The 25,708-nt window shown below is 65.6% G+C and carries 25 protein-coding genes; 6 read left to right on the top strand and 19 right to left on the bottom strand.

What is annotated here, in order from left to right; genetic code table 11:
- Positions 1-89 precede the first annotated feature (89 nt).
- On the top strand, positions 90-491 hold the full coding sequence (locus tag AC07WS_RS27175; protein ID WP_494732071.1) for a tautomerase family protein: 402 nt from the start codon (positions 90-92) through the stop codon (positions 489-491).
- Positions 488-1,051, top strand: a complete 564-nt coding sequence (locus tag AC07WS_RS27180) for a DUF4865 family protein (RefSeq protein WP_494732072.1) — start codon at positions 488-490, stop codon at positions 1,049-1,051. The genes AC07WS_RS27175 and AC07WS_RS27180 overlap by 4 nt, the downstream gene beginning before the upstream one ends.
- On the opposite strand, the gene AC07WS_RS27185 is transcribed toward AC07WS_RS27180, so the two are convergent.
- The 12 genes from AC07WS_RS27185 to leuS form a co-directional block, all read right to left on the bottom strand.
- Positions 1,052-2,509 carry a flagellin N-terminal helical domain-containing protein gene (locus tag AC07WS_RS27185; protein WP_494732073.1) on the bottom strand — a complete coding sequence of 486 codons (1,458 nt, stop codon included), beginning with the start codon at positions 2,507-2,509 and terminating at the stop codon, positions 1,052-1,054.
- A gap of 92 nt (positions 2,510-2,601) precedes the next feature.
- Positions 2,602-4,197 carry an SEL1-like repeat protein gene (locus AC07WS_RS27190; protein WP_494732074.1) on the bottom strand — a complete coding sequence of 532 codons (1,596 nt, stop codon included), beginning with the start codon at positions 4,195-4,197 and terminating at the stop codon, positions 2,602-2,604.
- Positions 4,198-4,204: 7 nt separating this feature from the next.
- Complete coding sequence (locus AC07WS_RS27195; protein ID WP_494732075.1) at positions 4,205-6,475, bottom strand: putative bifunctional diguanylate cyclase/phosphodiesterase; 2,271 nt, start codon at positions 6,473-6,475, stop codon at positions 4,205-4,207.
- Positions 6,476-6,482: 7 nt separating this feature from the next.
- Positions 6,483-8,582, bottom strand: a complete 2,100-nt coding sequence (locus tag AC07WS_RS27200; protein ID WP_494732076.1) for an HDOD domain-containing protein — start codon at positions 8,580-8,582, stop codon at positions 6,483-6,485.
- Positions 8,583-8,786: 204 nt separating this feature from the next.
- Positions 8,787-10,061 carry a multidrug effflux MFS transporter gene (locus AC07WS_RS27205; RefSeq protein ID WP_494732077.1) on the bottom strand — a complete coding sequence of 425 codons (1,275 nt, stop codon included), beginning with the start codon at positions 10,059-10,061 and terminating at the stop codon, positions 8,787-8,789.
- Between the two features lie 50 nt (positions 10,062-10,111).
- Positions 10,112-11,314: a THUMP domain-containing class I SAM-dependent RNA methyltransferase gene (locus AC07WS_RS27210; RefSeq protein WP_373886732.1), complete on the bottom strand. Its 1,203-nt coding sequence runs from the start codon at positions 11,312-11,314 to the stop codon at positions 10,112-10,114.
- Between the two features lie 57 nt (positions 11,315-11,371).
- The gene (locus AC07WS_RS27215; RefSeq protein WP_494732078.1) at positions 11,372-11,974 is read right to left on the bottom strand and encodes a 2-hydroxychromene-2-carboxylate isomerase; all 603 of its coding nucleotides are present in this window, start codon (positions 11,972-11,974) and stop codon (positions 11,372-11,374) included.
- 10 nt (positions 11,975-11,984) lie between these two features.
- Positions 11,985-12,401: a CopD family protein gene (locus AC07WS_RS27220; RefSeq protein WP_494732079.1), complete on the bottom strand. Its 417-nt coding sequence runs from the start codon at positions 12,399-12,401 to the stop codon at positions 11,985-11,987.
- An 8-nt stretch (positions 12,402-12,409) separates the two neighbouring features.
- Positions 12,410-13,681: a glutamate-5-semialdehyde dehydrogenase gene (locus tag AC07WS_RS27225; RefSeq protein WP_494732080.1), complete on the bottom strand. Its 1,272-nt coding sequence runs from the start codon at positions 13,679-13,681 to the stop codon at positions 12,410-12,412.
- Positions 13,682-13,692: 11 nt separating this feature from the next.
- Complete coding sequence (gene holA, locus AC07WS_RS27230) at positions 13,693-14,712, bottom strand: DNA polymerase III subunit delta (RefSeq protein ID WP_494732081.1); 1,020 nt, start codon at positions 14,710-14,712, stop codon at positions 13,693-13,695.
- A gap of 9 nt (positions 14,713-14,721) precedes the next feature.
- Positions 14,722-15,315 carry an LPS-assembly lipoprotein LptE gene (locus tag AC07WS_RS27235; RefSeq protein WP_117014112.1) on the bottom strand — a complete coding sequence of 198 codons (594 nt, stop codon included), beginning with the start codon at positions 15,313-15,315 and terminating at the stop codon, positions 14,722-14,724.
- A 12-nt stretch (positions 15,316-15,327) separates the two neighbouring features.
- Positions 15,328-17,955 carry a leucine--tRNA ligase gene (gene leuS / locus AC07WS_RS27240; protein WP_494732082.1) on the bottom strand — a complete coding sequence of 876 codons (2,628 nt, stop codon included), beginning with the start codon at positions 17,953-17,955 and terminating at the stop codon, positions 15,328-15,330.
- Positions 17,956-18,113: 158 nt separating this feature from the next.
- Here leuS and AC07WS_RS27245 point away from each other — a divergent pair, with 158 nt between their 5' ends.
- From AC07WS_RS27245 to map, 3 genes are all read left to right on the top strand, one after another.
- The gene (locus tag AC07WS_RS27245; protein ID WP_494732083.1) at positions 18,114-18,908 is read left to right on the top strand and encodes an AraC family transcriptional regulator; all 795 of its coding nucleotides are present in this window, start codon (positions 18,114-18,116) and stop codon (positions 18,906-18,908) included.
- A gap of 72 nt (positions 18,909-18,980) precedes the next feature.
- Positions 18,981-19,346, top strand: a complete 366-nt coding sequence (locus AC07WS_RS27250; protein WP_494732084.1) for a VOC family protein — start codon at positions 18,981-18,983, stop codon at positions 19,344-19,346.
- 46 nt (positions 19,347-19,392) lie between these two features.
- Entirely contained in the window at positions 19,393-20,226 is an 834-nt protein-coding gene (gene map / locus AC07WS_RS27255; RefSeq protein WP_494732085.1) for a type I methionyl aminopeptidase, read from the top strand.
- On the opposite strand, the gene AC07WS_RS27260 is transcribed toward map, so the two are convergent.
- The 5 genes from AC07WS_RS27260 to AC07WS_RS27280 all read right to left on the bottom strand — a co-directional run bounded on the left by AC07WS_RS27260 (position 20,213) and on the right by AC07WS_RS27280 (position 23,200).
- Positions 20,213-20,539: a barstar family protein gene (locus AC07WS_RS27260; protein ID WP_494732086.1), complete on the bottom strand. Its 327-nt coding sequence runs from the start codon at positions 20,537-20,539 to the stop codon at positions 20,213-20,215. The genes map and AC07WS_RS27260 overlap by 14 nt on opposite strands.
- Positions 20,539-20,964 (bottom strand): ExbD/TolR family protein, encoded by a 426-nt coding sequence (locus tag AC07WS_RS27265; RefSeq protein WP_494732087.1) that lies wholly within the window; start codon positions 20,962-20,964, stop codon positions 20,539-20,541. Before AC07WS_RS27265 ends, AC07WS_RS27260 begins: the two co-directional genes overlap by 1 nt.
- Before the next feature lie 88 nt (positions 20,965-21,052).
- Complete coding sequence (locus tag AC07WS_RS27270; protein ID WP_494732088.1) at positions 21,053-21,727, bottom strand: MotA/TolQ/ExbB proton channel family protein; 675 nt, start codon at positions 21,725-21,727, stop codon at positions 21,053-21,055.
- A complete protein-coding gene (gene dapB / locus AC07WS_RS27275) occupies positions 21,727-22,533 on the bottom strand; it encodes a 4-hydroxy-tetrahydrodipicolinate reductase (protein WP_494732089.1) in 807 nt (268 codons plus the stop codon). Before dapB ends, AC07WS_RS27270 begins: the two co-directional genes overlap by 1 nt.
- A 16-nt stretch (positions 22,534-22,549) precedes the next feature.
- Positions 22,550-23,200 (bottom strand): outer membrane protein assembly factor BamE, encoded by a 651-nt coding sequence (locus tag AC07WS_RS27280; protein ID WP_494732090.1) that lies wholly within the window; start codon positions 23,198-23,200, stop codon positions 22,550-22,552.
- Between the two features lie 267 nt (positions 23,201-23,467).
- Between AC07WS_RS27280 and fur the strand changes: the two genes are divergently transcribed.
- Positions 23,468-23,896, top strand: a complete 429-nt coding sequence (gene fur / locus AC07WS_RS27285; RefSeq protein WP_494732091.1) for a ferric iron uptake transcriptional regulator — start codon at positions 23,468-23,470, stop codon at positions 23,894-23,896.
- Positions 23,897-23,899: 3 nt separating this feature from the next.
- On the opposite strand, the gene hrcA is transcribed toward fur, so the two are convergent.
- A complete protein-coding gene (hrcA, locus tag AC07WS_RS27290) occupies positions 23,900-24,916 on the bottom strand; it encodes a heat-inducible transcriptional repressor HrcA (RefSeq protein WP_494732092.1) in 1,017 nt (338 codons plus the stop codon).
- A 68-nt stretch (positions 24,917-24,984) separates the two neighbouring features.
- A complete protein-coding gene (locus AC07WS_RS27295) occupies positions 24,985-25,686 on the bottom strand; it encodes an HAD family hydrolase (RefSeq protein WP_494732093.1) in 702 nt (233 codons plus the stop codon).
- Positions 25,687-25,708 lie beyond the last annotated feature (22 nt).

A 25,708-nucleotide genomic window follows, 5' to 3' on the forward strand; every position in this document is an offset into this window, starting at 1 on the left:
TATTGCATCGTCGATCAAAATATTCCTGATTTTCAGGATTAACATAACGCTGTATCGTAGGACCTGTCAATCACTTACCGGAGGCCATCATGCCCATGAGCCGCATCTCCCTGCTGAAAGGAAAATCGCCCGAGTACCTGGCCGCGCTGTCGAACAGCCTGCACCGCGCCATGGTCGAGGCCTTCAACGTGCCGCAGAAGGACCGCTTCCAGCTGATCCACCAGCACGAGCGGCACGAGCTGGTGTTCGACCGCGACTACGAAAGCCCGTCCGGCCCGCGCTCCGACGACTTCGTGCTGATCAACATCACCATCGGCAAGCCGCGCAGCACCGAGATGAAGCAAGCCTTCTACCGCCGCCTGGTCGAGCTGCTGGCCGAGGCGCCCGGCCTGCGGCCGCAGGACGTGATGGTGGTGGTGTCGAGCTCGCAGGGCGACGACTGGTCGTTCAGCGGCGGCGCCCCGGCCGCCAGCCTGTGGAGGCCGGCATGATCGCGATGCAATACAGCTTCACGCTGCCGGCCGACTACGACATGGCCATCGTGCGCGAGCGCATCGCCAGCAAGGGGCCGCTGCTGGACAAGCTGCCGCACCTGGCGTTCAAGGCCTATCTGCACGCCGAGCGCGGCGAGTCGGCCGAGAACCTGTACGCGCCCTTCTACCTGTGGCACAGCGAGGACGGCATGCACGACTTCCTCAACGGCCCTGGTTTCGCCGGCGTGGCGCAAGCCTTCGGCTGGCCGTCGGTGCGCACCTGGACGCCGTGGCACGCCAGCGTCGGCGCCGACGTGCGGCAGGCGCGCCACGCCACCCGCAGCGTCGAGGCGATCGCGCCCCACAGCGACCTGGCGCAACTGCGGCAGCGGGAGGAACAGCATGCGCGCCACGCGCTCGAATGCGGCGCGCTGGCGGTGGTGATCGGCTTCGAGCCGGGCGGCTGGAGCATCGTGCGCCTGTGCCTGTGGCGCGGCGAGCCGGCCCTGCCGCCGCTGCCGCACGAGCAGCGCTACCGGGTCGGCCACGTGTCGGCGCCCGAAGCAGTTCAGCAGTAATCAGCGCAGCAGCATCAGCGCGTTGCGCGGCTGGGCGTTGGCCTGCGCCAGCATCGAGGCGCCGGCCTCGCGCAGGATGCTGGCGCGGGTCAGCTGCGCGGTCTCGCTGGCGTAGTCGGTGTCGCGGATGCGCGAGCGCGCCGCCGCCAGGTTGTTGGCGCCGATCTCGGCGTTGCTGGCCGCGGCCGACAGCCGGTTGCTGGTCGCGCCCAGCATGGCGCGGATGGTGGTCACCTCGTCTATCTTGCCGTCGAAGTAGTCCAGCGCCGCGCTGGCGCCGCTGAAGTTGGACAAGTCCTGCACCGGCTCGCCGCCGCTGTACACATCCTGCAGCACCAGCTGCGGCGGCCCGACGATGACCGACGCCTGCTTGCCCGCGCTCAGCCCCGCCTTGGCCGGATTGGCGCCGGCTATGCTCATCGAGTGCGCGCCCAGCCGCGCCGCCTCGCTCACGGTGACCGTGCCCTTGGTGCTGCCCAGCGCCAGCCCCAGCGACGCCACGCTGCCGGGATTCGATTCGGTGATGACGATGTCGCGGCCGTCGGCGGCGCTCAGCGTCAGCGTGCCGCCGGCGGCGCTGGCGGTCACGCCGCTGGCGCCGGACACCGCGCCGATCGCGCCGGCGGCGTTGGCCGCGCGGATCGCCGCGGTGGCGCCGGCGATGGCGCCGATGCTGACGCCGTTGACGGAAAAGCTGCCGGCCGCCAGCGCGCCCACGGCGCCGACGTCGCCCGACAAGGTGGTGGCGGCGCTGGCCGTGACGTTGCGCACATTGGCCGCGTTGATGGCGGCCGCCACCGCGTAGGCGCTGCCCGCGCCCTGCCCCGGCTGCGCGCCGGCCGCCGACGCCCCCACCACCGCGCCGTTGATCACCAGATCGCCGTAGCCGATCGCCCCCAGCACCGCCGTGCCGACCGCGGTGGACTGCTGCGGCGCGATGTTGACCAACTGCTTGCTGTAGCCGGCCGGCACCAGCGCCGCCGGGATCGCCAGCGCCAGCGTCTGGTCCGCCCCGGCGCCGACCTGCAGCTGCTGCGAGAACGTCCCGTCCAGCAAGCTCAGGTTGTTGTAGCGGGCGCCGGCCACGATGTCCACGTTGGACGCCGCCAGCGCCGTCACCTCGCCCTGGATGGCCGCGCGATCAGTCTGGCTGTTGGTGTCGTTGGCGGCCTGCACCGCCAGTTCGCGCATGCGCTGGAAATTATTGAGCAGCTGGCCGGCCGCGCCATCGGCCACCTGCAGTAGCGAAATGCCATCGTTGATGTTTTGCCTGGCCTTGTTCAAGCCGTTGATGCCCGAAGTCATGCGCTCGCTGATGGCCAGGCCGGCCGCGTCGTCGCGCGCCGAGTTGATGCGCTGGCCGCTGGAGAGCTTTTGCAGTCGCACCGCCATGTCCTCGCCCGCCAGCGCATAGCTGCGCTGGACGTTCAGGGCGGAGAGGTTGGTGTTGATCTGCATGCCGATAGATCCCGTGCCGCCACGGAGTGACGGTTGTCGTTTAACTTACGGCAATAATCGGCGGTACTTGAGCCGGCGGGCGGCAAAAAGCCTCAGCCCGGCAACAGCTCCAGCCGTTCGCGGGCCTGCGCCAGCTGGACGCTGTCCATGCGGGCGGCGGCGTTTTTCAGATAGCGGCCGGCGGCGGCATAACCGTTGCGATCGGCCATCGCCAGCCACATCCAGGCCTGCGCGAGATCGGCGCGCACGCCCTGGCCGACCATGAACATCAAGCCAAGATTGAACTGCGCGCGCGCATGGCCCTGGCCGGCGGCCTTCAGATACCAGTGATGCGCCTGCGCGTAATTCTGCGCCAGGCCCTGGCCGTTGTCATAGCGCAGACCGAGCGTGAACTGCGCCAGCGCATGGCCAAGCTCCGCCGCCTTGGCGTACCAGCCGTTGGCCTGGGCGCAATCGGGCTGCGGGCCGTCGTCCTTGTCGAACAGCAGGCCCAGGTTGTACTGGGCCGCCGCGTAATCCTGCTCGGCGGCGCGGCGATACCAGGCCATGGCCTTGCGGTCGTCGCGCGGCACGCCGCGTCCCGTCTCGTAGCGCAGGCCCAGGTCGAACTGCGCGCGCAGATGGCCCTGGTCGGCCGCCTTGCGGTACCAGAAGATCGCCTCCTGGTGGTCCTGCACCACGCCGTGGCCGGCGTCGTACAGCATGCCCAGATGGTATTGCGCGCCGGGGAAGCCCTGCTCGGCCGCCTTGCGGTACCAGAACTGCGCCTGCTCGTAATCCTGCGGCACGCCCTGGCCGTGGTCGTAGCGCAGGCCCAGGTTGTTCTGCGCCGCCGCGTGGCCCTGCTCGGCCGCCTTGCGGTACCAGTCCAGCGCCTTCTGCTCGTCGCGCGGCACGCCCTGGCCGTTGTCGTAGATCAGGCCCAGGTTGAACTGCGAGCTGGCGTGGTCCTGCTCGGCCGCGCGGCGATACCACAGGATGGCCTTCTGGCTGTCCTGCGCGATGCCGTCGCCCTTGTCGAAGCGCAGCGCCAGGTTGAACTGCGCCGGCGCATAGCCCTGGTCGGCCGCCTTGCGGTACCAGGACATCGCCTGGCCCACATCCTGCGGCACGCCCTGGCCGTTGTCGTAGCGCAGGCCGAGGTTGAACTGCGCGCGCGGATAGCCCTGCTCGGCCGCCTTGCGATACCAGGCGATGGCCTGCTTGAAGTCCTGCGGCACGCCCTTGCCGGTGTCGTACATCATGCCCAGGTTGTTTTGCGCGCCGGCGTCGCCCTGGTCGGCGGCCTTGCTGAACCAGTACATGGCCTTCTGCGTGTCGGCGTCGATGCCCTGGCCCTTGGCGTACAGCCAGCCCAGGTTGTACTGCGCGGCGGCGTAGCCCTGCTCGGCGGCCAGCTGATACCACGCTGCCGCCTCCTGGTAGTTCTGCTCGACGCCCTGGCCCTTCTGGTACATCACGCCCAGATTGTACTGCGCATGTTCGAGGCCCGACTGCGCGGCCTGGCGATACCACACCACCGCCAGCTCATAGCTCTGCGCCACGCCCTGGCCGTTGAAGTACATGAAGCCCAGGCTGTGCTGGGCGTTGGCGACGCCGCGTTCGGCCAATCCCTTGACGCGCAAGAACTCGGCTGTGTAAGTGCTGCCGTTATTTGCGTCGGCTTCGTTGGGACTGTATTTCGTCATACTCTGTTCAAGCTTGGATCGCGATCATCGCCGGTTGGGGTTCCACATTGGCGACGGCGTGCAGCCCGTGCGCCGAAGGCATGGCGGTCAGGCGGCCCTGCTCCTGCAGCACGTCCATGAAGCTGGCCAGCGAAATCGGGCGGTGGTACAGATAGCCCTGCATCGTGGTGCAGCCGTTGGCCTGCAGGTAGCGCGCCTGCACCTCGGTCTCCACGCCCTCGGCCACCAGGTGCAAGCCCAGGCCGCGCGCGATGGAGATGATCGCCAGGATCACCGGGTAGTGGCCGTTCTCGTCGTGGATCTCCTTGACGAAGGACTGGTCGATCTTGATCGTGTGGATGGGGAAGCGGTGCAGGTAGGACAGCGACGAATAGCCGGTGCCGAAATCGTCGATCGCCACCGACACGCCCAGCTGGCACAACTTGTTCAGCTGCTCGATCGCGTACTGCGGATTGCGGATGCAGATGTTCTCGGTGATCTCGACCTCGATCTGCGCCGGCGAAATGCCGTAGCGCGTCAGCGCGCCGCGCATCTTCTCGAAGAAGTCGCCGCGGTCCAGGTATTGCGGCGACAGGTTCAGCGACAGGCGGATAGACTCGCCGCCGGCCGCGTTCCACTGCAGCAGGTCGCGGCACAGCGCGCCCAGCATCCAGTCGGAGATCGGCAGCATCAGGCCATTCTCTTCGGCGAACGGCAGGAACTCGCCGGCCGACAGCAGCCCGCGCTGCGGATGGTTCCAGCGCATCAGGCCCTCGGCGCCGATGATGCGGCCGGTGGCCACGTCGACCTGCGGCTGGTAGTACATTTCCAGCTCGTTCAGCTCCAGCGCCTTGCGCAGGCTCTGCTCCAGCGCGATCTTCTGGTGCGACACGTCCAGCATCGAGTTGTGATAGAAGCTGTGGCCATTCTTGCCCAGCGCCTTCACCTGGTACATGGCGATGTCCGCGTGGCGCAGCAGTTCGTCGATGGTCTCGCCGTCGCCAGGATAGATGGCGATGCCGATCGAGGCCGAGATGTGCACCTCGTGGCCATCGAGGTCGAACGGCTTGTGCAGGCTTTCCAGGAATTTGTCGGCGATGGACTTGGCGTCCTGGCGGTCGCGCAGCTCCGGCAGCACGATGGTGAATTCGTCGCCGCCCTGGCGCGCCAGCGTGTCGCCGCGGCGCAGGCAATCCTTCAGGCGCGTGGCCACCTGCTGCAGCAGCTCGTCGCCCTTGACGTGGCCCAGCGTGTCGTTGACCAGCTTGAATCTATCGAGGTCGATGAACATCACGGCCAACTCGGTCAGCTTGCGCTTGGCCTGGATCACGGCCAGGCCCAGACGGTCCTTGAACAGCATGCGGTTCGGCAGGTCGGTCAGGATGTCGTGGTAGGCCTGGTAGGAGATCACCTCCTCGGCGCGCTTGCGGTCGGTGATGTCGCGCGCCACGCCGTAGGTGCCGAAGAACTCGTGCTTCTTCACCTCGTGGTCCGGGATGTGCATGCCGATCGCGTTGAGCGAAATCGTCATCAGCGTGTTGTTGAAGGTGCGCTCGATGCCGCTGCCGGTGTTGCACTTCAAACGCAGCTCGACGTTGCGCGAGGCGCGTTCGTCGACGCGGCGCTCGTTGAAGGCGTAGCGCGCGCGCTCCTGGTCCTCGTCGTGCACCAGCACCGAGTAGTGGCGGCCGATCAGCTCCTCGCGGGTAAAGCCCAGCAGCTGCTGCACGCGGTCGTTGACGAAGGTGAACTTGCCCTCGTGATTCAGGGTGTAGATGATGTCCGGCGAGCTGTCCACCAGGTAGCGGTACATCTTCTCGGAATTCTCCAGCTTGGAGGCGATGCGCTCGTTGTCGATGGCCAGGCGGCGCTTCTGCAGCGCGTTCTCCACCGTCTTGAGCAGCTCCTCGCGGCTGTAGGGCTTGCGCAAGTAGTCGTAGGCGCCGCGCTTCAACGCGCCGATGGCCGCCTCGATGCCGACATCGCCGCTCATGACGATGACGTCGCCGTCGATCTCCTTGGCGTTGATGAAGTCCATGATCTCGTGGCCGCTCATGTCCGGCAGGCGCAGGTCGAGCAGGATCAGGTCGAACTTCAGTCTGGTCAGCTGGGCCAGCGCTTCGCTGCCGCAGGTCGCGGTGACCAGGTGGTAGTCGCGGTCGCGCAGCAGTTCGTACAGGGATGACAACAGGCGCGGCTCGTCGTCTACGAGCAGGATGCGCGGGCAGTTGTCGGGAAGGGCGACGGGGGCGTGGTCGTCCGGGGCGGCAGCGGTTAGGCTGGCTGGGTTCAGGTTCATCATGGCCTTAAACTGAATCCATCACCCGCGTTTGCACGCCGGCGACTTGACTGGTGCTGCCGCGAGCGGGCAGCAGGATTTCAAAGGTGGTACCCGTTTTACCGGAACGGCAGGTGATCAGTCCCTGCATTTTTTTCACCAGGCTGTGGACGATGGACAGGCCCAGGCCATGGTGCGCGCCTTCCTTGGTGCTGCGCACTGCGGAGAACAGATTGGCCAGCACCTCGGCCGACAGGCCAGGGCCGGTGTCGCTGACCACCAGTTCCAGGTAAAGCTTGCGTTCGCGGTTGACGTGACCGCGGTTCGAAATTTCGATCTTGCCGCCGTCGGCCAGTGCCTCCACGGCGTTCTTGATCAGGTTGACCAGGATCTGCTTGAGCAGGTCGGCGTCGCCGTCGATTTCGGCCGGCTCCTCCTGCATGCGCACCACGATCTGCACCGAGGCCGGCACGAAGTCGGTGGCGCGGAACAGGCGCAGCACGTCGTCCACCACGCGGGCGACGTCGGTCACGCGCGAGCTCTCGGTCGGCTGCAGGTCGGCCAGGCCGTTGATCAGTTGTCCGACGCGGTCGATCTCCTCGTTCAGGATGGACATCTCGCCCACCACCGGCTCGCGCTTGGCCAGCTTGCCGTCCAGGACCGACAGGTAGTTCTTGATGATCGACAGCGGGTTGTTCACCTCGTGCACCACGCGGCGCGAGGCTTCGCGGTATTCTTCCGCCACGTGGGCGATCTGGCGCTTGGTGTGGCCACGCTCGCTGATCGCCGTCTCCAGCGCGGCGGCGGCCTGGGTGCCGAACGATTGCAGGAAGCGCTCGCGCTTCTGGAAGCCGGCCATCTGCCAGGCCGGCGCGCCGCCGATCAACACGCCCAGGCAGCGCTGGTTGGCCACCAGCGGCACGCACACCATGGCCTCGCTGCCGAGGAGGCGGAACAGCTGTTCCTCGGCCACGTTCAGGGCCTGCTGCGGATTGCCGTCGCGGCTGACGAAGGCCAGCTTGCGCTCCAGCGCCGCATCGGCCACCACGCCGCCCTTGTTGAGCGGGATGACCAGTTCGGCCAGCCGCTGCTGCTGGTCGCCGGCGGCGGCGCCGTGCAGCGCGTGGCCGGTCGGATTCTCCAGCAGCACCACGGCGTTTTCAAAATCGAACAGGATGCGCGCCGAGCGCGTCATCGCGTCCAGCAGGCCGGACTCGCCCTGCTGGCGGGCGAAGGTCTGGCCCATCTCGGACACCAGCACCATGTTGCGCACTTCCTCGGACAGCCGCTGCTGCACCGGATCGACCGGCGGCGCCGCGTAGGCCGACGGCGTCGGCACGTCGTCGGCGCCGGCCAGGTCGATGCCCAGGTAGGCGGCCGACTTCTCCACCTGCCGCGCGGCGTTGTTGACGATCTGCTCCAGCGTCTCGGCGTCCAGGCTGCACAGGTGGCCGGCCTCCTCGATGGCCTGGTGCTGGTCCTCGTGGAAGCACAGCAGGTGCGCCAGGCGCACCATGCGGATCAAGGGATGGGCCGACTCCAGGCGCGAAATCGGCTCGTGGTGATACAGCACGCTGTCGGCCAGGAAGGAATCGAGGTGCCAGCGTTCGATCAGCCAGGCGCCCGCCTCCGAATGGGTGATCTGCAGCGTGCGCTGCTCGACCGCGCACAGGTCCTCGTCGTCGCGCGCCATGAAGTTGAAGGCGTATTCCTTGGGCGCGGTGGCCAGCAGCGCCAGCCGGCCGACGTTGTGCAGCAGGCCGGCCAGGTAGGCTTCCTCGACCTGCGGGTATTCCATGCGCTTGGCGATGTCGCGGGCGATGACGGCGGTGGTCAGGGAACCTTTCCAGAAGCCGCGCAAGTCGGTGCTGCTCGAATGCGGGAAGCTGTTAAAGGTCTGGAACACGGATTCGCTGATCACCAGCGTCTTGATCATGTCGGTGCCCAGCGACACCAGCGACTGCTCCAGGCCGACCACGCGCGCGTTGCGGTGATAGGCCGAGCTGTTGGCGACGGTGAGGATCTTGCTGGTCATCGCCGCATCCTTGGCGATCAGGGCGGCCAGCTCCGGCATGCCGGCGTCGTCGGCCTGCAAGTGCTCAATCAACTTAATGAGTATCTGCGGCATTGCCGGCAGACGGGCAATCAGCAGGCGATTGCGAATATCATGGTCAGGTTGATGCATCGTATCAAGCGTTGTCTGGGCCGGTCGTTGTGCAAAATTCGGGGGCAAAAATTGCTACCAAAAAGTTATACTAACATAAAGTCTTGTAGTAACTTAACAGCAAGTAAGATTTCTTTCTAAACTAAGTCAATTTCCTGCCGTAAATAATTACCGACCCGGATGGCGTAGAAGCATGCTCCGGTAATAGCGCGACGTCAACCACAAAACGAGAGAAGAGGCACTAAAAGCCATCTGTCCTGCGGCTAACCACAGCGCGGAGTGTGATAGGAAGGGTGCGATCACCCCCGCCACCAGCGCGCCGAGCAGGGTGGTGGCGAAGGATTGGCAGGACGCCACCGTGCCGCGGATGTGCGGAAACAGGTCCAGGGCCAGCAGGGTGGCGGCCGGCGCCACCACCGACATGCCGAAGGTGTAGAAGAAAATCGGCGCCACCGACCACGGCAGCGCCGGCGGCTGCAACAAGTGGTAGCAAACGTTAAATATCGACGCGGCCAGCAGGAAACAAAAACCGATGGCTATCTGTCGCGAAAATGCCATCTTTCCGGCGATGCGGTTGGCCGCCAGCGCACCGAGGAAAATCCCGCTCACCGACGGAATGAACAACCAGCCGAACTGCGAGGCGCCCAGCCCCAGGTGCTGCGGCAGGAACACCGGCGCCGACGAGATGTACAAAAACAGGCCGGCGAAGTTGAGCGCCACCACGCCGGACTTCAGGTGGAACAGCGGCGAGCGCAGGATCTCGGTGTAGTTGCGCAGCAGGAAGCGCGGATTGAAGGGATGGCGCTTCTCTTTCGGCAGCGTCTCCGGCAGGCGGCGGTAGCAGTAGACGAACAGCAGCACGCTGTAGGCCAGCAGCGCCAGGAAGATCGCCCGCCAGTCGAACAGCGTGACCACCCAGCCGCCCAGTATCGGCGCGATGGCCGGCGCGATCGAGAAGATCATCGTCACCATCGACAGCAGACGCGCGGCGGCGGCGTCCTGGTACAGGTCGCGGATGATGGCGCGCCCCACCACCACCCCGGCGCCGGACGACACGCCCTGCAGGATGCGGAACACCCACAGGTAGTGCACCGTGTGCGCGGCGGCGCAGCCCAGCGTGCCGACCGCGAACATCGCCAGCGACACCAGGATCACGTTGCGGCGGCCGAAGGCGTCCGACAGCGCGCCGTGCCACAGCACCATGCAGGCGAAGGACAGCATGTAGAACGTCAGGCTTTGCTGGACCTCGATCGGCGTCGCGTTCAGCGTGGACTGGATGTTGGGGAAGGCCGGAAGATAGGCGTCGATGGAGAAAGGCCCCAGCATCGACAGCGCCGCCAGCACGGCGGCCAGCGCGCCGGCGCCGAGGACTTTCATGTGCGGCGCTTCGGGTGCCTCCGCGACCGGATCGGGGGGAAGATTGACGGGAGGTGTGGTGAACATGCGGTGCTTTCCGGCTGGGGCGCCGCGCCGGAAAGCGCGGCGCGTACTGCTTAGACTTCCTTCGGCTTGGCCGCTTCGCGGCGGTTGAATCCGGCCACCATATCGAAGCGGAACAAACGGCATTCCAGCGCGCCGTTGAAGAACGGCGTCTTGCGCGATTCCTTCAGGCGCAGCAGCTTGGGCAGGCCCAGGTCCGCCGTGAACAGGAACACCGTCCAGCCGGCGAAGCGCTGCTTGAGGGTGGTCGACAGCGCCGAGTAGAAGCTGGTCGCCAGTTCGTCCTCCGGCAGCGAGCTGTCGCCGCGCACGCCGATACGCTCGCCGTACGGAGGATTGGTCAGCAGGATGCCCGGCTGCTCGGTCGGCGCCTTCACCTCCTGCGCCTCGATCTGCTTGAGCGGCACGTCGAACATGATGCCGGCGCACTTGAGGTTATGGCGCGTCATCGCCACCATGTCGCCCGAGATGTCGGAGCCGAAGATGGTCGGCGATTCCGGCAGCGGATTGGCCTTGATCGAATTTTTCATCTCGTTCCACGGCGCCGGATCGAAGTCGTTGAAGGCTTCGAAGGCAAAGCGGCGGCGCGCGCCCGGCGGGATGCCCTGCACCATCTGCGCCGCTTCGCACAGGATGGTGCCGGAGCCGCACATCGGGTCGAACAGCGGCATGCCCGGCTTCCAGCCCGACACGCGCAGCAGGCCGGCGGCCAGGTTCTCGCGCAGCGGCGCGTCGCCCGTCTCTTCGCGCCAGCCGCGCTTGAACAGCGCCTCGCCCGAGGTGTCGAGGTAGATGATGAACTGGCGCGCGTCGAGGAAGCCGACGATGCGCATGTCCGGTTCCTTGGTGTTGACCGAAGGACGCTTGTTGAACTGGTCGCGGAAGCGGTCACAGATCGCATCCTTGATTTTCAGTGTGGTGAACTCCAGGCTTTTCAGCGGGGACTTCACGGCGGTGACGTCGACGCGGATGGTGTGGTCGTAGGTGAACCAGTCTTCCCACGGCTGCGCCAGCACCAGGTCGTAGATGTCGTTCTCGTTCTGGTAGCCGGTGACGGCCATGCGCATCAGCACGCGCGAGGCGATGCGCGAGTGCAGGTTGATGCGGTAGGAATCGAGCAGCTCACCGGAGCAGTGCACGCCGCCCGGGACCTGGTTGTGCACCTTGAGGGTGGTGCTCAGTTGGGCGATCTCGCCCAGTTCTTCGGCCAGCGCCGCTTCCATGCCGCGCGGGCATGGGCAAAAATAGGATGCCATAGGTGTACCTTTTGTCCGTTAAAAAAATTGCGCGCCGCCCGAGTGGCGCGGCGCGATTTACTTCTGCATTGCCCGTTCCAGGAAGTCCAGGCGGTCCTGGCCCCAGAAACTCTCTCCATCCAACACATACCACGGCGAGCCGAACACGCTGGCCGCCGTTGCGTCTTCCGTATTGCGGTCGTACTCCGCCTGCACGCTGGCCGTCTCCGCCGACTTGATCAACGCCTTGCCATCGAGGCCAAGGCTGCCGGCGATCTGCGCCAGCGTTTCCTCGTCGCCGATGTTTTTATCCTCTGCCCACAGCCCGCGCATCACCGCCAGCGACAACGACAGCGCCACGTCCACGCCATGCGTCAGGCGCGCGGCGATCAGCATGCGGTTGGCCAGCTCCGGCGACACCGGGAAAAACTTCGGCTGCACGTTCAGCGGAATGCCGAGGAACTCCGACCAGCGCGTCAGTTCGACCAGGCGGTAGGCCTGGCGCTGCGGCGCGCGCTTGGCCAGCGGCAGGCCGCCGGACACGCCGAACACCTTGCCCAGGTCGACCGGGCGCATGTCGATTTGCACGCCATGCTGACGCGCCATGGCGACAAAACGCTCATGGCCCAGATACGTCCACGGCGAATGGGCGGCGAAAAAATACTGGCAGACTTTACTCATGACACTCCGATCAGAAGGGTTTGACCACAACCAGCAGCACTATCGCCAGCAGCATAACCACCGGCAGCTCATTGAACACGCGGAACCACTTGTGGCTGCGCGTATTGACGCCCTTCTCGAACTTCTTGAGGATGGGGCCACAGGCATGGTGATAACCGATCACCAGCACCACGAAGAACAGCTTGGCGTGCAGCCAGTGCGGCATCTGCGCGCCGTACTGCATCCACACCAGGATAGCGCCAAACACCACCGCGAACACCGACAGCCACATCGAAAAACGATACAGCTTGCGCGCCATGACCAGCAGGCGCGCGGTGGTGGCCTTGTCGGTCTCCATCGCCAGGTTGACGAAGATGCGCGGCAGGTAGAACACGCCGGCCATCCAGGAGATCACGAAGAAAATGTGCAGCGCTTTAATCCAGAGCATAGGTCTCCTTATTGACGGATTTCGCCGTGACCGAACACGACGTACTTCAGCGAAGTCAAACCTTCCAGTCCCACCGGGCCGCGCGCGTGCAGCTTGTCGTTGGAGATGCCGATCTCCGCGCCCAGGCCGTACTCGAAACCGTCGGCGAAGCGCGTCGAGGCGTTGATCATCACCGACGCCGAATCGACTTCGCGCAGGAAGCGCATCGCGTCCGTATGGTCTTCGGTGACGATGGCCTCGGTGTGCTTGGACGAGTAATGATTGATGTGCTCCATCGCCTCGTCGATGCCGTCGACGATCTTCACCGACAGGATCGCGGCCAGGTATTCGGTCGACCAGTCTTCCTCGACGGCGGCCACCAGGTGCGGATAGCCGGCGGCGGACAGGATCGCCATCGCCTCGGGATCGGCGCGCAGCTCCACCTGCTTGGTCGCGTACAGCTTGGCCAGTTCCGGCAGCACGGCCGGCGCAATGGCGCGCGCCACCAGCAGCGTTTCCATGGTGTTGCAGGTGCCGTAGCGGTGGCACTTGGCGTTGAACGCGATGTCCACCGCCTTCTTCATGTCGGCCTTGGCGTCGATGTAGACGTGGCAGATGCCGTCCAGGTGTTTGATCATCGGCACCGTCGCCTCGGCCATCAGGCGCGCGATCAGGCCCTTGCCGCCGCGCGGCACGATCACGTCCACATACTGCGGCATGGTGATCAGCGCGCCGACGGCGGCGCGGTCGGTGGTGTCGACCACTTGCACGCCGTCCTCCGGCAGGCCGGCGCCCAGCAGGCCTTCCTTGACCAGTTTCGCCAGCGCGCGGTTGCAGTGGATCGCTTCCGAGCCGCCGCGCAAGATGGTGGCGTTGCCGCTCTTGATGCACAGGCCCGCCGCGTCCACCGTCACGTTGGGGCGCGATTCGTAGATGATGCCAATCACGCCCAGCGGCACGCGCATCTGGCCGACCTGGATGCCGGTCGGGCGGAACTTCAGGCCCGAGATTTCGCCGATCGGATCGGGCAGCGCGACGATCTGGCGCAGACCTTCCACCATCGTCGCGATGGCCTTGTCGGACAGCGCCAGGCGGTCCAGCATGGCCGGGGCCAGGCCGTTGGCGGCCGCCGCTTCCATGTCCAGCTGATTGGCGGCGCGCAGTTGGGCGGCGTCGCGCTCGATCGCGTCGGCGATCAGCGTCAGCGCGCGGTTGCGGGTGGCGCTGTCGGCGCGGGCCATGGCGCGCGATGCCTTGCGCGCCTGCTGGCCCAGTTGTTCCATGTAATGCTTGATATCCATCGGTAGCTTTCCTATCCGCCGCGTGCGACTTTCAACGCCAGTTGCAGCATCGCGTCCCACGCGTCGCCGGCGTGCGCTTTGGCGCGCAAGCCCTTGATCATCTTGTCGACCTGCGCCGCGTCCTTCATCGCCGCTTCCAGTACCGGCAGCGAGATGCGGCGCAGCGCCGGCTCCATCATGCGTTCCTTCGGTCCCCAGATGCGATACTCCTTGAGCAGCGCTCCCAGTGGACGGCCCTGCGCCATGCCCGCCTTCAGCTTGAGCAGCGTGCGGATCTCCTCCGACACGGCCCACAGCACCAGCGGCAGCGCCTCGCCCTCGCCCTTCAAGCCTTCCAGCATGCGCACCAGACGCGCCGGATCGCCCGACAGCATCGCTTCACTGAGCTTGAACACGTCGTAACGCGCCACGTTCAGCACCGCATCGTGCACCTGCTCGTAGGTCAGCTTGCCCGGCTCGTGCAACAAGGCCAACTTCTGTATCTCCTGATGGGCCGCAAGCAGATTGCCTTCAACGCGATCGGCGATGAAATCGATGCTCTGTCTATCCGCGCTTTGCCCTTGTGCGGCAAGGCGCTGGCCTATCCAATTGGGTAACTGCGCCCGTTCAATCTGCGCGATGTCGATATACACCGCCGCCTGCTGAAGGCTGGCGACCCACGCCGCCTTCTGCGTTTGCCAATCCAGCTTGGGCAACGTGATCAGGGTCAGATTGTCCGGACTTAAATCCTTCACATAATTCTGCAGCGCCGCGCCGCCATCCTTGCCCGGCTTGCCGGTCGGGATACGCAGCTCGATCAGCTTCTTGTCGCCGAACAGCGACAGCGCCTGGTTGGACGCCAGCAGTTCGCCCCACTTGAAGCTGCGTTCCACGGTCAGCACGTCGCGCTCGGAATAGCCTTGCGCGCGCGCCGCCTTGCGGATCTTGTCCGCGGCCTCCAGCGCCAGCAGATGCTCGTCGCTGGTGATCACGTACAGCTGGGACAACGATTTCGTTAAATGGCCGTCCAGCGCTTCTAACCGCAATTGCATCGCGCGCCCTTACTGGATAGGCACGGCGGGCACGGACGGCGTCGGCGACGCCGGCGGCGGCAGCGACACCTGCTGCGGCTTGATGGCCGCGATACGGCGCATCATCTGCTGCACCAGGTCCGTCTGCATGTCCTTGTACAGCAGCGCTTCTTCCTGTTCCTTCGCCAGCAACTGGGTTTCGTTGAAGTCGATGGGGCGGGTCAGCAGGATCTGCGTGCGCCCCAGCAGCTCCTTGCCCTGCTTGTCCAAGACGCGGAACACGATGTTATACGACAGCAGGTACTGGCTCACGCGGCCATTGCGGTTCAGCGTCAAAATGGATTTGGTGCGGGTCTTCTCGGGGTCGGACAGCACCTCGATCACGCCATCGGCATCCTTGGCCGCGTTGACGACGGTGGTGCCGCCGTTGGCGCGGATGTTGCGCTTCAAATCGATGGCCAGCGGCGACGCTTCCGGCAGTCCGACATACATCGTCGGGAACGGCAGCGTGTAGTGGCCGCCGTCGCCGCGCAGATGGAAGCCGCAGGCCGACACGGTCAGCGCCACGGCCAGCACCGCGGCGGCCAGCCGGCCGCGCCGGAACAACTCGGAAGTAGTCAGCATGTTTGAACCCAGTTAAACCACGATGTTGATCAATTTGCCCGGCACCACGATGACCTTCTTCGGCGTGCCTTCGATGAACTTCTGCACCGCCTCGTTGGCCAATGCCGCCGCCTCGATGCTCGCCTTGTCGGCGGTCTTGGCCACGACCACGCTGCCACGCAGCTTGCCGTTCACCTGGATCATCATCTCGATCTCGGACTGCTCCAGCGCGGCCGGATCAACCTGCGGCCACTGCACGTTGAGGATGTCGCCGTGCGCCTTGGCGTAGCCCAGTTCCTCCCACAGCACGTGGGTGATGTGCGGGGCGACAGGGTTCAGCAGGCGCAGGAAGATCGAATAGCCTTCGGACAGCGACGCGGCATCCGCATCCTTGGCCGATTCCAGCGTGTTGAGCATCTTCATGCAGGCCGATACCACGGTGTTGTACTGGATGCGCTTGATGTCGTAGTCGGCCTGCTGCAGCACCTTGTGCAGTTCGCGGCGCAGGGTCTTGCCCGCGTCGGTGGTGGCGGACGCGGTCAGCGGCGCGCCGATGGCGGCGATGGCGTCGCGCTGCGCGTAGCCGAAGCCCCATACGCGGCGCAGGAAGCGGTTGGCGCCTTCGACGCCGCTGCCCGACCATTCCAGCGTTTGCTCAGGAGGCGAGGCGAACATCGTGAACAGGCGCGCGGTGTCGGCGCCGTACTGCTCGATCTGCGCTTGCGGATCGATGCCGTTGTTCTTCGACTTCGACATCTTCTCGGTGCCGCCGATGTTCACCGGCTGGCCGTCGGCCTTCGAGACCGCGCCTTGCGGGCGGCCCTTGTCGTCCAAGGTCAGGTCGACGTCGGCCGGGTTGAACCAGGTCTTCTTGCCGGCGGCGTCTTCGCGGTAGTAGGTCTCGTTGAGCACCATGCCCTGCGTGAGCAGGTTGACGAACGGCTCGTCGAACTTGACCAGGCCGAAGTCGCGCATGATCTTGGTCCAGAAGCGCGCGTACAGCAGGTGCATGACGGCGTGCTCGATGCCGCCGATGTACTGGTCCATCGGCATCCAGTAGTCATTGCGCTCGTCGACCATCTTGTCCGAACCCGGCGAGGTATAGCGCATGTAGTACCACGACGAATCGACGAAGGTGTCCATCGTGTCGGTCTCGCGGCGCGCGGGCTTGCCGCACTGCGGGCAGTCGCACTTGAGGAAGGCCTCGTATTTGTTCAGCGGGTTGCCGGTACCATCGGGTACGCAGTCTTCCGGCAGCACCACCGGCAAGTCTTTTTCCGGCACCGGCACCACGCCGCAATCGCCGCAGTGGATCATCGGGATCGGCGTGCCCCAGTAGCGCTGGCGCGAGATGCCCCAGTCGCGCAGGCGGAAGGTGATCTTCTTCTCGCCCAGGCCCTTGGCTGCCATGTCGGCGGCCACCGCGTCGACGGCTTCCGCGTAGCGCAGGCCGTCGTACTTGCCGGAGTTGGTGACGATCGAGACATCCTTGTCGCCGTACCATTCCTGCCAGGCGTCGGTGGAGAATTCCTTGCCCTCGGCTTTGATGACCTGCTTGATCGGCAGATTGTATTTTTTGGCGAAGGCGAAATCGCGCTCGTCGTGCGCGGGCACGCCCATGACGGCGCCGTCGCCGTAGGTGATCAGCACGTAGTTGCCGACCCAGACCTCGACCTGCTCGCCGGTCAGCGGATGGGTGACGAACAAGCCGGTCGGCATGCCCTTCTTCTCCATCGTCGCCATGTCGGCTTCGATCACGGAACCCAGCTTGCACTCGGCGTTGAACGCGGCCAGCTCAGGATTGGTCTGCGCGGCGTGGATCGCCAGCGGATGCTCGGCCGCCACGGCGCAGAAGGTCACGCCCATCACGGTGTCCGGACGGGTGGTGAAGACGTACATCTTGCCGTCCTGGATCAGCTGGCCGTCAGCGCCCTTGATCTGGTGCGGGAAGGCGAAGCGCACGCCGGTCGACTTGCCGATCCAGTTGGTCTGCATGGTGCGCACGCGCTCGGGCCAGCCCGGCAGCTTGTCGTCGACATAGGCCAGCAGCTCGTCGGCGTAGTCGGTGATGCGGGCGTAGTACATCGGGATCTCGCGCTTTTCGATCAGCGCGCCGGAACGCCAGCCGCGGCCGTCGACCACCTGCTCGTTGGCCAGCACGGTCTGGTCGATCGGGTCCCAGTTCACGGTGCCGGTCTTCTTGTAGATGATGCCCTTTTCCAGCATCTTCAGGAACATCCACTGGTTCCACTTGTAGTATTCCGGCTTGCACGCGGTCATTTCACGCGACCAGTCGATCGCCAGGCCCATCGACTCCATCTGCTCGCGCATGTGGGCGATGTTGGAGTAGGTCCACTGCGCGGGCGGCACGTTGTTGGCCATCGCCGCGTTCTCCGCCGGCATGCCGAACGCATCCCAGCCCATCGGCATGAGCACGTTGTAGCCGTTCATGCGCAGGTAGCGGTACATCACATCATTGATCGTATAGTTGCGGACGTGACCCATGTGCAGCTTGCCCGATGGATAAGGCAGCATCGAGCAGGCGTAATACTTCCCTTTCGGGAAACGCGGGTCGTGTTCGACGGCCTTGTAGGCGTCGATGGCTTTCCAGTGCGATTGAGCGGCTTTTTCTACGTCAGCGGGACTATATTTATCTTGCATGATGGTGTGCGGCCAATAAGTGTATATGAACCGGACATTATAACCCAGGGGGTCAAGTCTGACATTCGGACACGGCCCCGGCCATACTGCGGAAGAGCTCGTGTCCGAATGTCAGACTTGACCCCAAAGTTGGTTCGGCGCAAAGGTATACTGTGCGGATGTACTACCGCGAATATCCTCCCCATCCGGCGCTGGCCGCGCACGTCGAGTGCATGTGGGCCGCCCGCGCGCCCGGCGGCGCGCATACGCACCGGGTGCTGCCGGATAACTGCGTCGATATTCTTTGGCAGGACGGCGGCCAACCCGGCTTCGCGGTCGGCATGATGAGCAGCGCCATCCTGGTCGCCAGCGGCGGGCCGCTGCGCACGGTGGCGGTGCGCTTCAAGCCCGGCGCTGCGGGCACCTTCCTGGCCGCGCCGCTGCACGCGCTCACCGACCAGCGCGCCGATATCGACCAGCTATGGGGCCGCAGCGATGCCGAGCGGCTGGCCGACGCCCTGTGGACCTGCGAGCTGTCCGACCGCGAGCGCATCGCCCTGATCGAGCATCAACTGCTGCAGCGGCTGCGCGATGCCGGCGACGCGACCACGGCACGCACGGCGGCCGCGCGAGACATCGGCATACCCGGCGACGCGGGCGAGCGTTTGATCCACCAAGCCCTGGCCGCGCTGGACGCCAGCGGCGGCATGCTGCGCATCGAACTACTGGCGGCGCAGCTCGGTGTATCGCGCCAGCACCTGGCGATGCTGTTCCGTGCGCGGGTCGGACTCTCGCCCAAACTGTATGCGCGCATCAGCCGTTTCCGCCGGGCCGCCGCCGCGCTCAAGGCCTCGCCGTCGCCGGACTGGGCGCGACTGGCGCTGGACTGCGGCTATTTCGACCAGTCGCACCTGATCCACGATTTCCAGGAATTCGCCGGCAGCGCGCCGGAGCGCTTCCTGCTGGCGGCCTAGCTTCCATTTTTACAATCGCATCCGCTGCCGGTGTGCCAAGATAATGTTTTCAACATCTCAGTGGAGACAAGCATGATCAAGGGATTACGCACCGTGGCCTATCCGGTGGCCGACCTGGCGGCCGCCAAGGCCTGGTACAGCAAGGTGTTCGACGCGGCGCCCTACTTCGACCAGCCGTTCTACGTCGGCTTCAACATCGGCGGCTTCGAGCTGGGCCTGATCCCGGACGGCAAGCCCGGCCAGACCGGCAGCATGGTCTACTGGGGCGTGGACGACATCGCCGCCGAAGTGGACCGCATCGTCGCGCTGGGCGCCACCGTGCACGGCGCGATCCAGGACGTCGGCGAGCACATCAAGACGGTGGAACTGGCCGATCCGCTCGGCAATCTGCTTTGCCTGATCGACAACCCTCATTTCGATTTGGCAGCGGTGCGCTAGCAGATGTGGCAGTATACGCGCCTCCGAAAATGAAAGAGGTCGCACCATGTCCCGCCGAAACGCCAATCTGATCAAGTCGCCCGAGCAAATCGTCCAGGCGCGCGTCGCCGCCCAGCTGGCGGCCGACGTGCTGACCATGATCACGCCGCACGTCAAGGCCGGCGTCAGCACCGCCTACCTCGACAAGCTGTGCAACGACTACATCGTCAACGTGCAGCAGGCGATTCCGGCCAACGTGGGCTACGGCGGCTTCCCGGCCACCGTGTGCAGCTCGGTCAACCATGTGGTGTGCCACGGCATTCCGAAGGACGACCACATCCTCAAGGATGGCGACATCATCAACCTCGACGTCGCCGTCATCAAGGATGGCTGGCACGGCGACACCAGCCGCATGTACTACGTCGGCGAGCCGTCCAAGGCCACCCGCAAGCTGGTCGAGACCACCTATGCGGCGATGTGGGCCGGCATCCGCGCCGTCAAGCCGCGCGCCACCCTGGGCGACGTCGGCTTCGCGATCCAGACCGTGGCAGAGAAGGCCGGCTACAGCGTGGTGCTGGATTACTGCGGCCACGGCATCGGCCTGGTCTACCACGACGAGCCGCAGGTGGCGCACTATGGCCGTCCGGGCCAGGGCGTGGTGCTCAAGGCGGGCATGCTGTTTACGATCGAGCCGATGATCAATGCCGGCAAGGCGGCCACCAAGGAATTGAACGACGGCTGGACCGTCGAGACGCGCGACAAATCGCTGTCGGCGCAATGGGAGCACATGGTGCTGGTGACCGACACCGGCTTCGAGGTGCTGACGCTGGCCCCCGGCGAGACCGGCGCCAAGTCGCAGATCCCGAACGCGGTGCCGGCCGGCGTGGTCAGCGCAGCGTAAGCTTCAGGGCCGGCTTCTCGCCGTAGTCCTCGTAGCGCTCGTTGATGCCGGCCACGCAGTAGGTCACCTCTTCCAGGATGTCGGGCACGGCGGCCTGCATGGCCTCGGCGTTGGTGATGACGATGTCCAGCACCTCGTTCGGCTTCAGGCGGAACTTGCTCATGCCTTCCTCGTCGCGCAGGTAGCTCAGGCAATCGACCCAGGCGTCCATGGTGTTGCCGTAGCCGTCGGGGAAGCCCAGCGCGGCCTTGCAGGCGGCGTGGAAGCTGGCGAAATCGGTGATCGCCGCGCCGTTCAGTTCTGCGGTTGCCATTATTTTTTCTCTTTCCTCGGGTCCGTCACGAACCCCAATTTCGTTAAGCCATTCGATTGCGCGGCGGCCATCACCTGCGCCACCACTTCGTAGCGGGTGTCCTTGTCGGCGCGCAGCTGCAGCTCCGGTTGCGGCTCCAGCTTGGCCGCCTCCACCAGGCGCGCCTCCAGCACGCTGAGCTCGACCGGATCGTTGTTCCAGAATATCTTGCCGGCGCCGTCGATAGCCAGCGTGACCGTGGCCGCCTGCTGCGGATTGGCCTGCGCCTGCGCCTTCGGCAGGTCCAGCTTGACGGCGTTGGTGAACATCGGCGCGCTGAGGATGAAGATCACCAGCAGCACCAGCATCACATCGACCATCGGCGTGACGTTGATATCGGCCATCGGGCCCGGATTGCGGTGGTGGTTGAATGCACCAAAACTCATGCTAGCTCCCAATAATGGGGTCAAGTCTGACATTCGGACACGGCCTCAACAGTAGGCGCGCGCCTACTGTTGAGGTCGTGTCCGAATGTCAGACTTGACCCCCGCCCTTAGTCAGGTAGGCGTGCAGATCGTGCGCGAAGGCGTCCAGCTCGGCCAGGGTCAGCCGGTTGACGCGGTTGAATCCGTTATACGCCAGCACGGCCGGGATGGCCACCGTCAGGCCGATGGCGGTCATGATCAGCGCCTCGCCCACCGGGCCGGCCACCTTGTCGATCTGCACCGTGCCGCTGGCCGACACATTGGCCAGCGCGTGGTAGATGCCCCACACCGTGCCCAGCAGCCCGACAAACGGCGCGGTGGCGCCGATCGAGGCCAGCAGGGTCAGCCCGCCCTCGAGGCGGTTGGTGGAATGCTGGATCGCCACCCGCAGCACGCGCGTCACCTGCGCGGCGTGGCCCATCTCGCCGCCCAGCGACACGCGGCCGCCGGCCTTGAGCTGCGCCGCGCCCTGCTGGACCAGCGGCAGGAAGACCTGCTCGGGATCGGCCAGGCTCAGCGCGGCCACGCCGTCCTGCATCGACGGCGCCTCCCAGAACGCCTGCACGGCCGGCGCGCTGCGGCGGATGCGCCACGCGGCATACGCCTTGGACAGGATGAAGAACCAGCTCACCAGCGACATCGCCAGCAACACCAGCGCCACGATGTGGCTGATGGCGTCGCCCTGCTCCCAGTAGCTGGCCAGGGTGAAGTGGTTGGCCGTCATCAGTTCAGCGCCAGCACGTCGTTCATGTCGTACAGACCGGTGGCCTTGTCGGCCAGGAAGCGGCAGGCGCGCAGCGAGCCGTGCGCGTAGGTCACGCGGCTGCTGGACTTGTGGCTGATCTCGATGCGCTCGCCGGTGCCGGCGAACAGCACGGTGTGGTCGCCGACGATGTCGCCGCCGCGGATGGTGGCGAAGCCGATCGACGACGGGTCGCGCTCGCCGGTCACGCCTTCGCGCGCGTAGACCGCGCAATCCTTGAGGTCGCGGCCCAGCGCGTCGGCCAGCACTTCGCCCATCTTCAGCGCGGTGCCGGACGGGGCGTCGACCTTGTGGCGGTGGTGGGCTTCGATCACCTCGATGTCGTAGCCGACCGCCAGCGCCTTGGCCGCCTGCTGCAGCAGCTTGAGCGTGACGTTGACGCCGACGCTGAAGTTGGGCGAGAACACGATGGCGGTCTTCTTGGCCGCCGCCGCGATCGCCGCCTTGCCCGCCTCGTCGAAGCCGGTGGTGCCGATGATCATCTTGATGCCGTGCTCGGCGCAATAGGCCAGGTGCTCCAGCGTGCCCTCGGGGCGGGTGAAGTCGATCAGGAACTGCGCGCCGGCCAGGCCCTTGGCCAGGTCGGACTCCACCGCCACGCCGGCCGGCTTGCCGAGGAAGGCGGCGGCGTCGCTGCCGATGTTGGCCGAGCCCGCGCGGTCCAGCGCGCCGGACAGGCGGGCGTCGGGCGCGTCGAGCACCGCTTCGATCAGGATGCGGCCCATGCGGCCGCCGGCGCCGGCGATGGCGATGTTCAGGTTGGTCATGCTGCTGTCCTCGTGCTTATTTCTTGTCGTTGTTCACCGTCACGCCGACCGGCGCGGCGGCGGAATTGTCGGCGCCGGCCGGAATCGGCGAGGTGTTGCCGACCGGGCGCGCGTCCGGCGTGTTCAGGTCCTTCTTGACCTTGGGCGCCGGGCCGGCGATGCGGGCGATGTAATCTTTTTCGGTCGGCAGGTTGCCGCCCTCCCAGCGCGCCACCTTGCCGTCCTTGTCGAAGAACACGATCACGCGGCTGGTGGTGAGTTCGCCGTTGCCCTTGGCCATGCGGAACGCGTAGTCCCAGCGGTCGGCGTGGAACGGGTCGGCCAGCAGCGCGGTGCCGAAGATGAAGCGCACCTGTTCGCGCGTCATGCCGGTCTTGAGCTGGGACAGCATTTCCTCGGAGACGAAGTTGCCCTGCTGGATGTCGGGACGGTAGGGCGAGAAGAACCACATGAACTTCTGCAGCTTGGTGATGGTGGTCGTCTGCGCACCCTTGTTGGCGTCGAGCGTGATGCCGGTTTCCTTCACGTCGGTCGATTTCTCGCCCAGCGTGGTGTTGGACGCGCAGCCGCCCGCGGCCAGCGCGATGCATACGGCGCCGGCCAGCAGCGGCGCGCGGCGGGTGAAACGGTGCAACAAAGACTGCGATAAAGCCTGGGTGACGCGCATGGTTGTCCTCAATCTGATCGAGCGGAAGTGCCGAAAAACGCTATATCATAAAGCACAAGGTGCGACATGGGGCTGCGCGGGCACTCGGAGAGATGGCATTATCCAGCAAATCGGCGACTATGTCCTTGTTTTATAAAGAATAATTGTAAAACATTGCAAATGTAAATTTCACGCCGGCCGGCCCGCGCGGCGCGGAGGGTGCGGTGGCAGCCGGAGTGCGTTAAACTGTCGCCTAGCAATCGCCAACCACCATTAAGAGTCGCCACCATGAGCAACAATCCCACCGATCTGAAGGCCAGCGGCCTCAAAGCCACGCTGCCCCGCCTCAAAATCCTGGACATCTTCCAGAATAGCGAAGTGCGCCACCTGACCGCCGAGGATGTGTACAAGATCCTGTTGTCCGACAATATGGACGTGGGCCTGGCGACCGTGTACCGGGTGCTGACCCAGTTCGAGCAGGCCGGCCTGCTCAACCGCAATCACTTCGAGACCGGCAAGGCCATCTTCGAATTGAACGAGGGCTCGCACCACGACCATCTGGTGTGCCTGGACTGCGGCCGGGTGGAGGAATTCTTCGACGAGGAAATCGAGACGCGCCAGCAGCTGGTGGCCAAGGAGCGCGGCTTCAAGATCGCCGAGCACGCGCTGGCCATCTACGGCAACTGCACCAAGACCGCCTGCCCGCACCGCCCTTGACGGTCAATTATGGCTGAGCGCGTTCGATAGCAGCTTGGCCGTGATGTCGACGATCGGTATCACCCGCTCGTAGGCCATGCGCGTCGGCCCGATCACGCCCAGCGTGCCGACGATCTTGCCGTTGGCCGTGTACGGCGCGGTCACCACGCTCATCTCGTCCATCGGCACCAGGCTCGATTCGCCGCCGATGTAGATCTGCACCCCGCTGGCCTTGCTCGACACGTCGAGCAGCTGCATCAGCCCGGTCTTCTGCTCGAACATGTCGAACATCTGCCGCAGCGACGTCATGTTGGACGACAGGTCGCTCACCGACAGCAGGTTGCGCTCGCCCGAGATGACCATGTCGTCCGAGCTGTCGGCCATCGCCTCGCTGCCCGCCTCCACCGCCGCCTGCATCAGCCGGCCCATGTCGTCGCGCAGCTGGCGCACCTCGCTGTGCAGCCGCGTGTGCACCTCGTCGAACGCCAGGCCGCCGTAGTTCTGGTTGATGTAGTTGGCCGACTGCACCAGCTGCGCCGGGCTGTAGTCGACGTCGGTCAGCAGCAGCCGGTTCTGCACGTCGCCGGTCGGGCCGACGATCACCAGCAGGATGCGCTTCTCCCCCAGCCGCAGGAACTCGATCTGCTGGAACACCGATTCGCGCCGCGGGCTGAGCACCACGCCGGCGAACTGCGACAGCGACGACAGCATCTGCGCCGCGTTGGCGATCATCTTGTGCGGCTGCGGCGCCTGCAGCCGCATGCGCCCCTCCACCGACTGCTCGTCGAGGTGCTGCACGGTGAGCAGGGTGTCGACGAAGATGCGGTAGCCGCGCGGCGTCGGCACCCGGCCGGCCGAGGTGTGGGGACTGGCGACATAGCCCAGTTCCTCCAGGTCGGCCATGATGTTGCGGATGGTGGCCGGCGACAGGTCCAGCCCGGAGATCTTGGACAAGGCGCGCGAGCCCACCGGCTGGCCGTCCGCGATGTAGCGTTCGACTAGGGCCTTGAGCAAGGTTTGTGCGCGTGTATCGAGTTGCATGGTCATTCACTGATGGTATTTCTGCATATTATGCACGCTCCGCGCCGGACGGGGGCCGCCGCGTGGCATCAATGCTGCATTTGCGCACGAACCCATGCCAGAAGTTCATCGAAACTGGCGCAGGTGGCGTCCGGCGCGATGCCGGCCTCGTGCTGCGCGCCCCGGCGGTTCATCCACACCGCCCGCAGGCCGGCGCCCTGCGCGCCCTGCACGTCCAGCCGCAGGTCGTCGCCGACGTAGACCGCGTCGCGCGGCGCCACGCCCATGGCCTCGCAGGCGGCCAGGAAAATGGACGGGTCGGGCTTGGCGCGGCCGAAGCGCGCCGAGGCCAGCACGGTGTCGAAATGGTGGTGCAGGCCGATGACTTCAAGGTCGGCGTTGCCGTTGGTGACCACGCCCAGGCGCAGCATGGCCTGCAGCTGCGCCAGCGCGGCCGGCACCTCGCCGAACGGCGTGACGGCGTTGCGCTGCACGTGGAAGTGGCGCATGGCGCCGTCGATGTGGGCGGCGTCGGCTCCGGCCTCGGCGAAGGCCTGCTCCAGCGTCAGGCGGCGCAGCCGGTACAGGTCCACCACCAGCTCGGGCTGCTGTTCCAGCAGGGCCGCGCGGCGCGCGCGCAGCGCCTCGACCGAGTAGCGCCGCGTCACCTCGGGCGCGTGCTCGGCCAGCCAGGCGTGCCAGCTGGTTTCCGCCGCCGCGATCACCGGGGCGATCGGCCACAGGGTGTCGTCAAGGTCGAACAGCAGGGCGTGCGGGCGGCGTGGGGTCATGGTGGCTTACGGTCGGTGGTTG

The organism is Duganella sp. GW821-FHT01E12 (assembly GCF_059422325.1).

Excerpts from the sequence above, each read along its gene's own strand:
- AC07WS_RS27175 (WP_494732071.1), top strand. The coding sequence starts at position 90 with ATGCCCATGAGCCGCATCTCCCTGCTGAAAGGAAAATCGCCCGAGTAC.
- AC07WS_RS27180 (WP_494732072.1), top strand. The coding sequence starts at position 488 with ATGATCGCGATGCAATACAGCTTCACGCTGCCGGCCGACTACGACATG.
- AC07WS_RS27185 (WP_494732073.1), bottom strand. The coding sequence starts at position 2,509 with ATGCAGATCAACACCAACCTCTCCGCCCTGAACGTCCAGCGCAGCTAT.
- AC07WS_RS27190 (WP_494732074.1), bottom strand. The coding sequence starts at position 4,197 with ATGACGAAATACAGTCCCAACGAAGCCGACGCAAATAACGGCAGCACT.
- AC07WS_RS27195 (WP_494732075.1), bottom strand. The coding sequence starts at position 6,475 with ATGAACCTGAACCCAGCCAGCCTAACCGCTGCCGCCCCGGACGACCAC.
- AC07WS_RS27200 (WP_494732076.1), bottom strand. The coding sequence starts at position 8,582 with ATGCCGCAGATACTCATTAAGTTGATTGAGCACTTGCAGGCCGACGAC.
- AC07WS_RS27205 (WP_494732077.1), bottom strand. The coding sequence starts at position 10,061 with ATGTTCACCACACCTCCCGTCAATCTTCCCCCCGATCCGGTCGCGGAG.
- AC07WS_RS27210 (WP_373886732.1), bottom strand. The coding sequence starts at position 11,314 with ATGGCATCCTATTTTTGCCCATGCCCGCGCGGCATGGAAGCGGCGCTG.
- AC07WS_RS27215 (WP_494732078.1), bottom strand. The coding sequence starts at position 11,974 with ATGAGTAAAGTCTGCCAGTATTTTTTCGCCGCCCATTCGCCGTGGACG.
- AC07WS_RS27220 (WP_494732079.1), bottom strand. The coding sequence starts at position 12,401 with ATGCTCTGGATTAAAGCGCTGCACATTTTCTTCGTGATCTCCTGGATG.
- AC07WS_RS27225 (WP_494732080.1), bottom strand. The coding sequence starts at position 13,681 with ATGGATATCAAGCATTACATGGAACAACTGGGCCAGCAGGCGCGCAAG.
- holA (WP_494732081.1), bottom strand. The coding sequence starts at position 14,712 with ATGCAATTGCGGTTAGAAGCGCTGGACGGCCATTTAACGAAATCGTTG.
- AC07WS_RS27235 (WP_117014112.1), bottom strand. The coding sequence starts at position 15,315 with ATGCTGACTACTTCCGAGTTGTTCCGGCGCGGCCGGCTGGCCGCCGCG.
- leuS (WP_494732082.1), bottom strand. The coding sequence starts at position 17,955 with ATGCAAGATAAATATAGTCCCGCTGACGTAGAAAAAGCCGCTCAATCG.
- AC07WS_RS27245 (WP_494732083.1), top strand. The coding sequence starts at position 18,114 with ATGTACTACCGCGAATATCCTCCCCATCCGGCGCTGGCCGCGCACGTC.
- AC07WS_RS27250 (WP_494732084.1), top strand. The coding sequence starts at position 18,981 with ATGATCAAGGGATTACGCACCGTGGCCTATCCGGTGGCCGACCTGGCG.
- map (WP_494732085.1), top strand. The coding sequence starts at position 19,393 with ATGTCCCGCCGAAACGCCAATCTGATCAAGTCGCCCGAGCAAATCGTC.
- AC07WS_RS27260 (WP_494732086.1), bottom strand. The coding sequence starts at position 20,539 with ATGGCAACCGCAGAACTGAACGGCGCGGCGATCACCGATTTCGCCAGC.
- AC07WS_RS27265 (WP_494732087.1), bottom strand. The coding sequence starts at position 20,964 with ATGAGTTTTGGTGCATTCAACCACCACCGCAATCCGGGCCCGATGGCC.
- AC07WS_RS27270 (WP_494732088.1), bottom strand. The coding sequence starts at position 21,727 with ATGACGGCCAACCACTTCACCCTGGCCAGCTACTGGGAGCAGGGCGAC.
- dapB (WP_494732089.1), bottom strand. The coding sequence starts at position 22,533 with ATGACCAACCTGAACATCGCCATCGCCGGCGCCGGCGGCCGCATGGGC.
- AC07WS_RS27280 (WP_494732090.1), bottom strand. The coding sequence starts at position 23,200 with ATGCGCGTCACCCAGGCTTTATCGCAGTCTTTGTTGCACCGTTTCACC.
- fur (WP_494732091.1), top strand. The coding sequence starts at position 23,468 with ATGAGCAACAATCCCACCGATCTGAAGGCCAGCGGCCTCAAAGCCACG.
- hrcA (WP_494732092.1), bottom strand. The coding sequence starts at position 24,916 with ATGCAACTCGATACACGCGCACAAACCTTGCTCAAGGCCCTAGTCGAA.
- AC07WS_RS27295 (WP_494732093.1), bottom strand. The coding sequence starts at position 25,686 with ATGACCCCACGCCGCCCGCACGCCCTGCTGTTCGACCTTGACGACACC.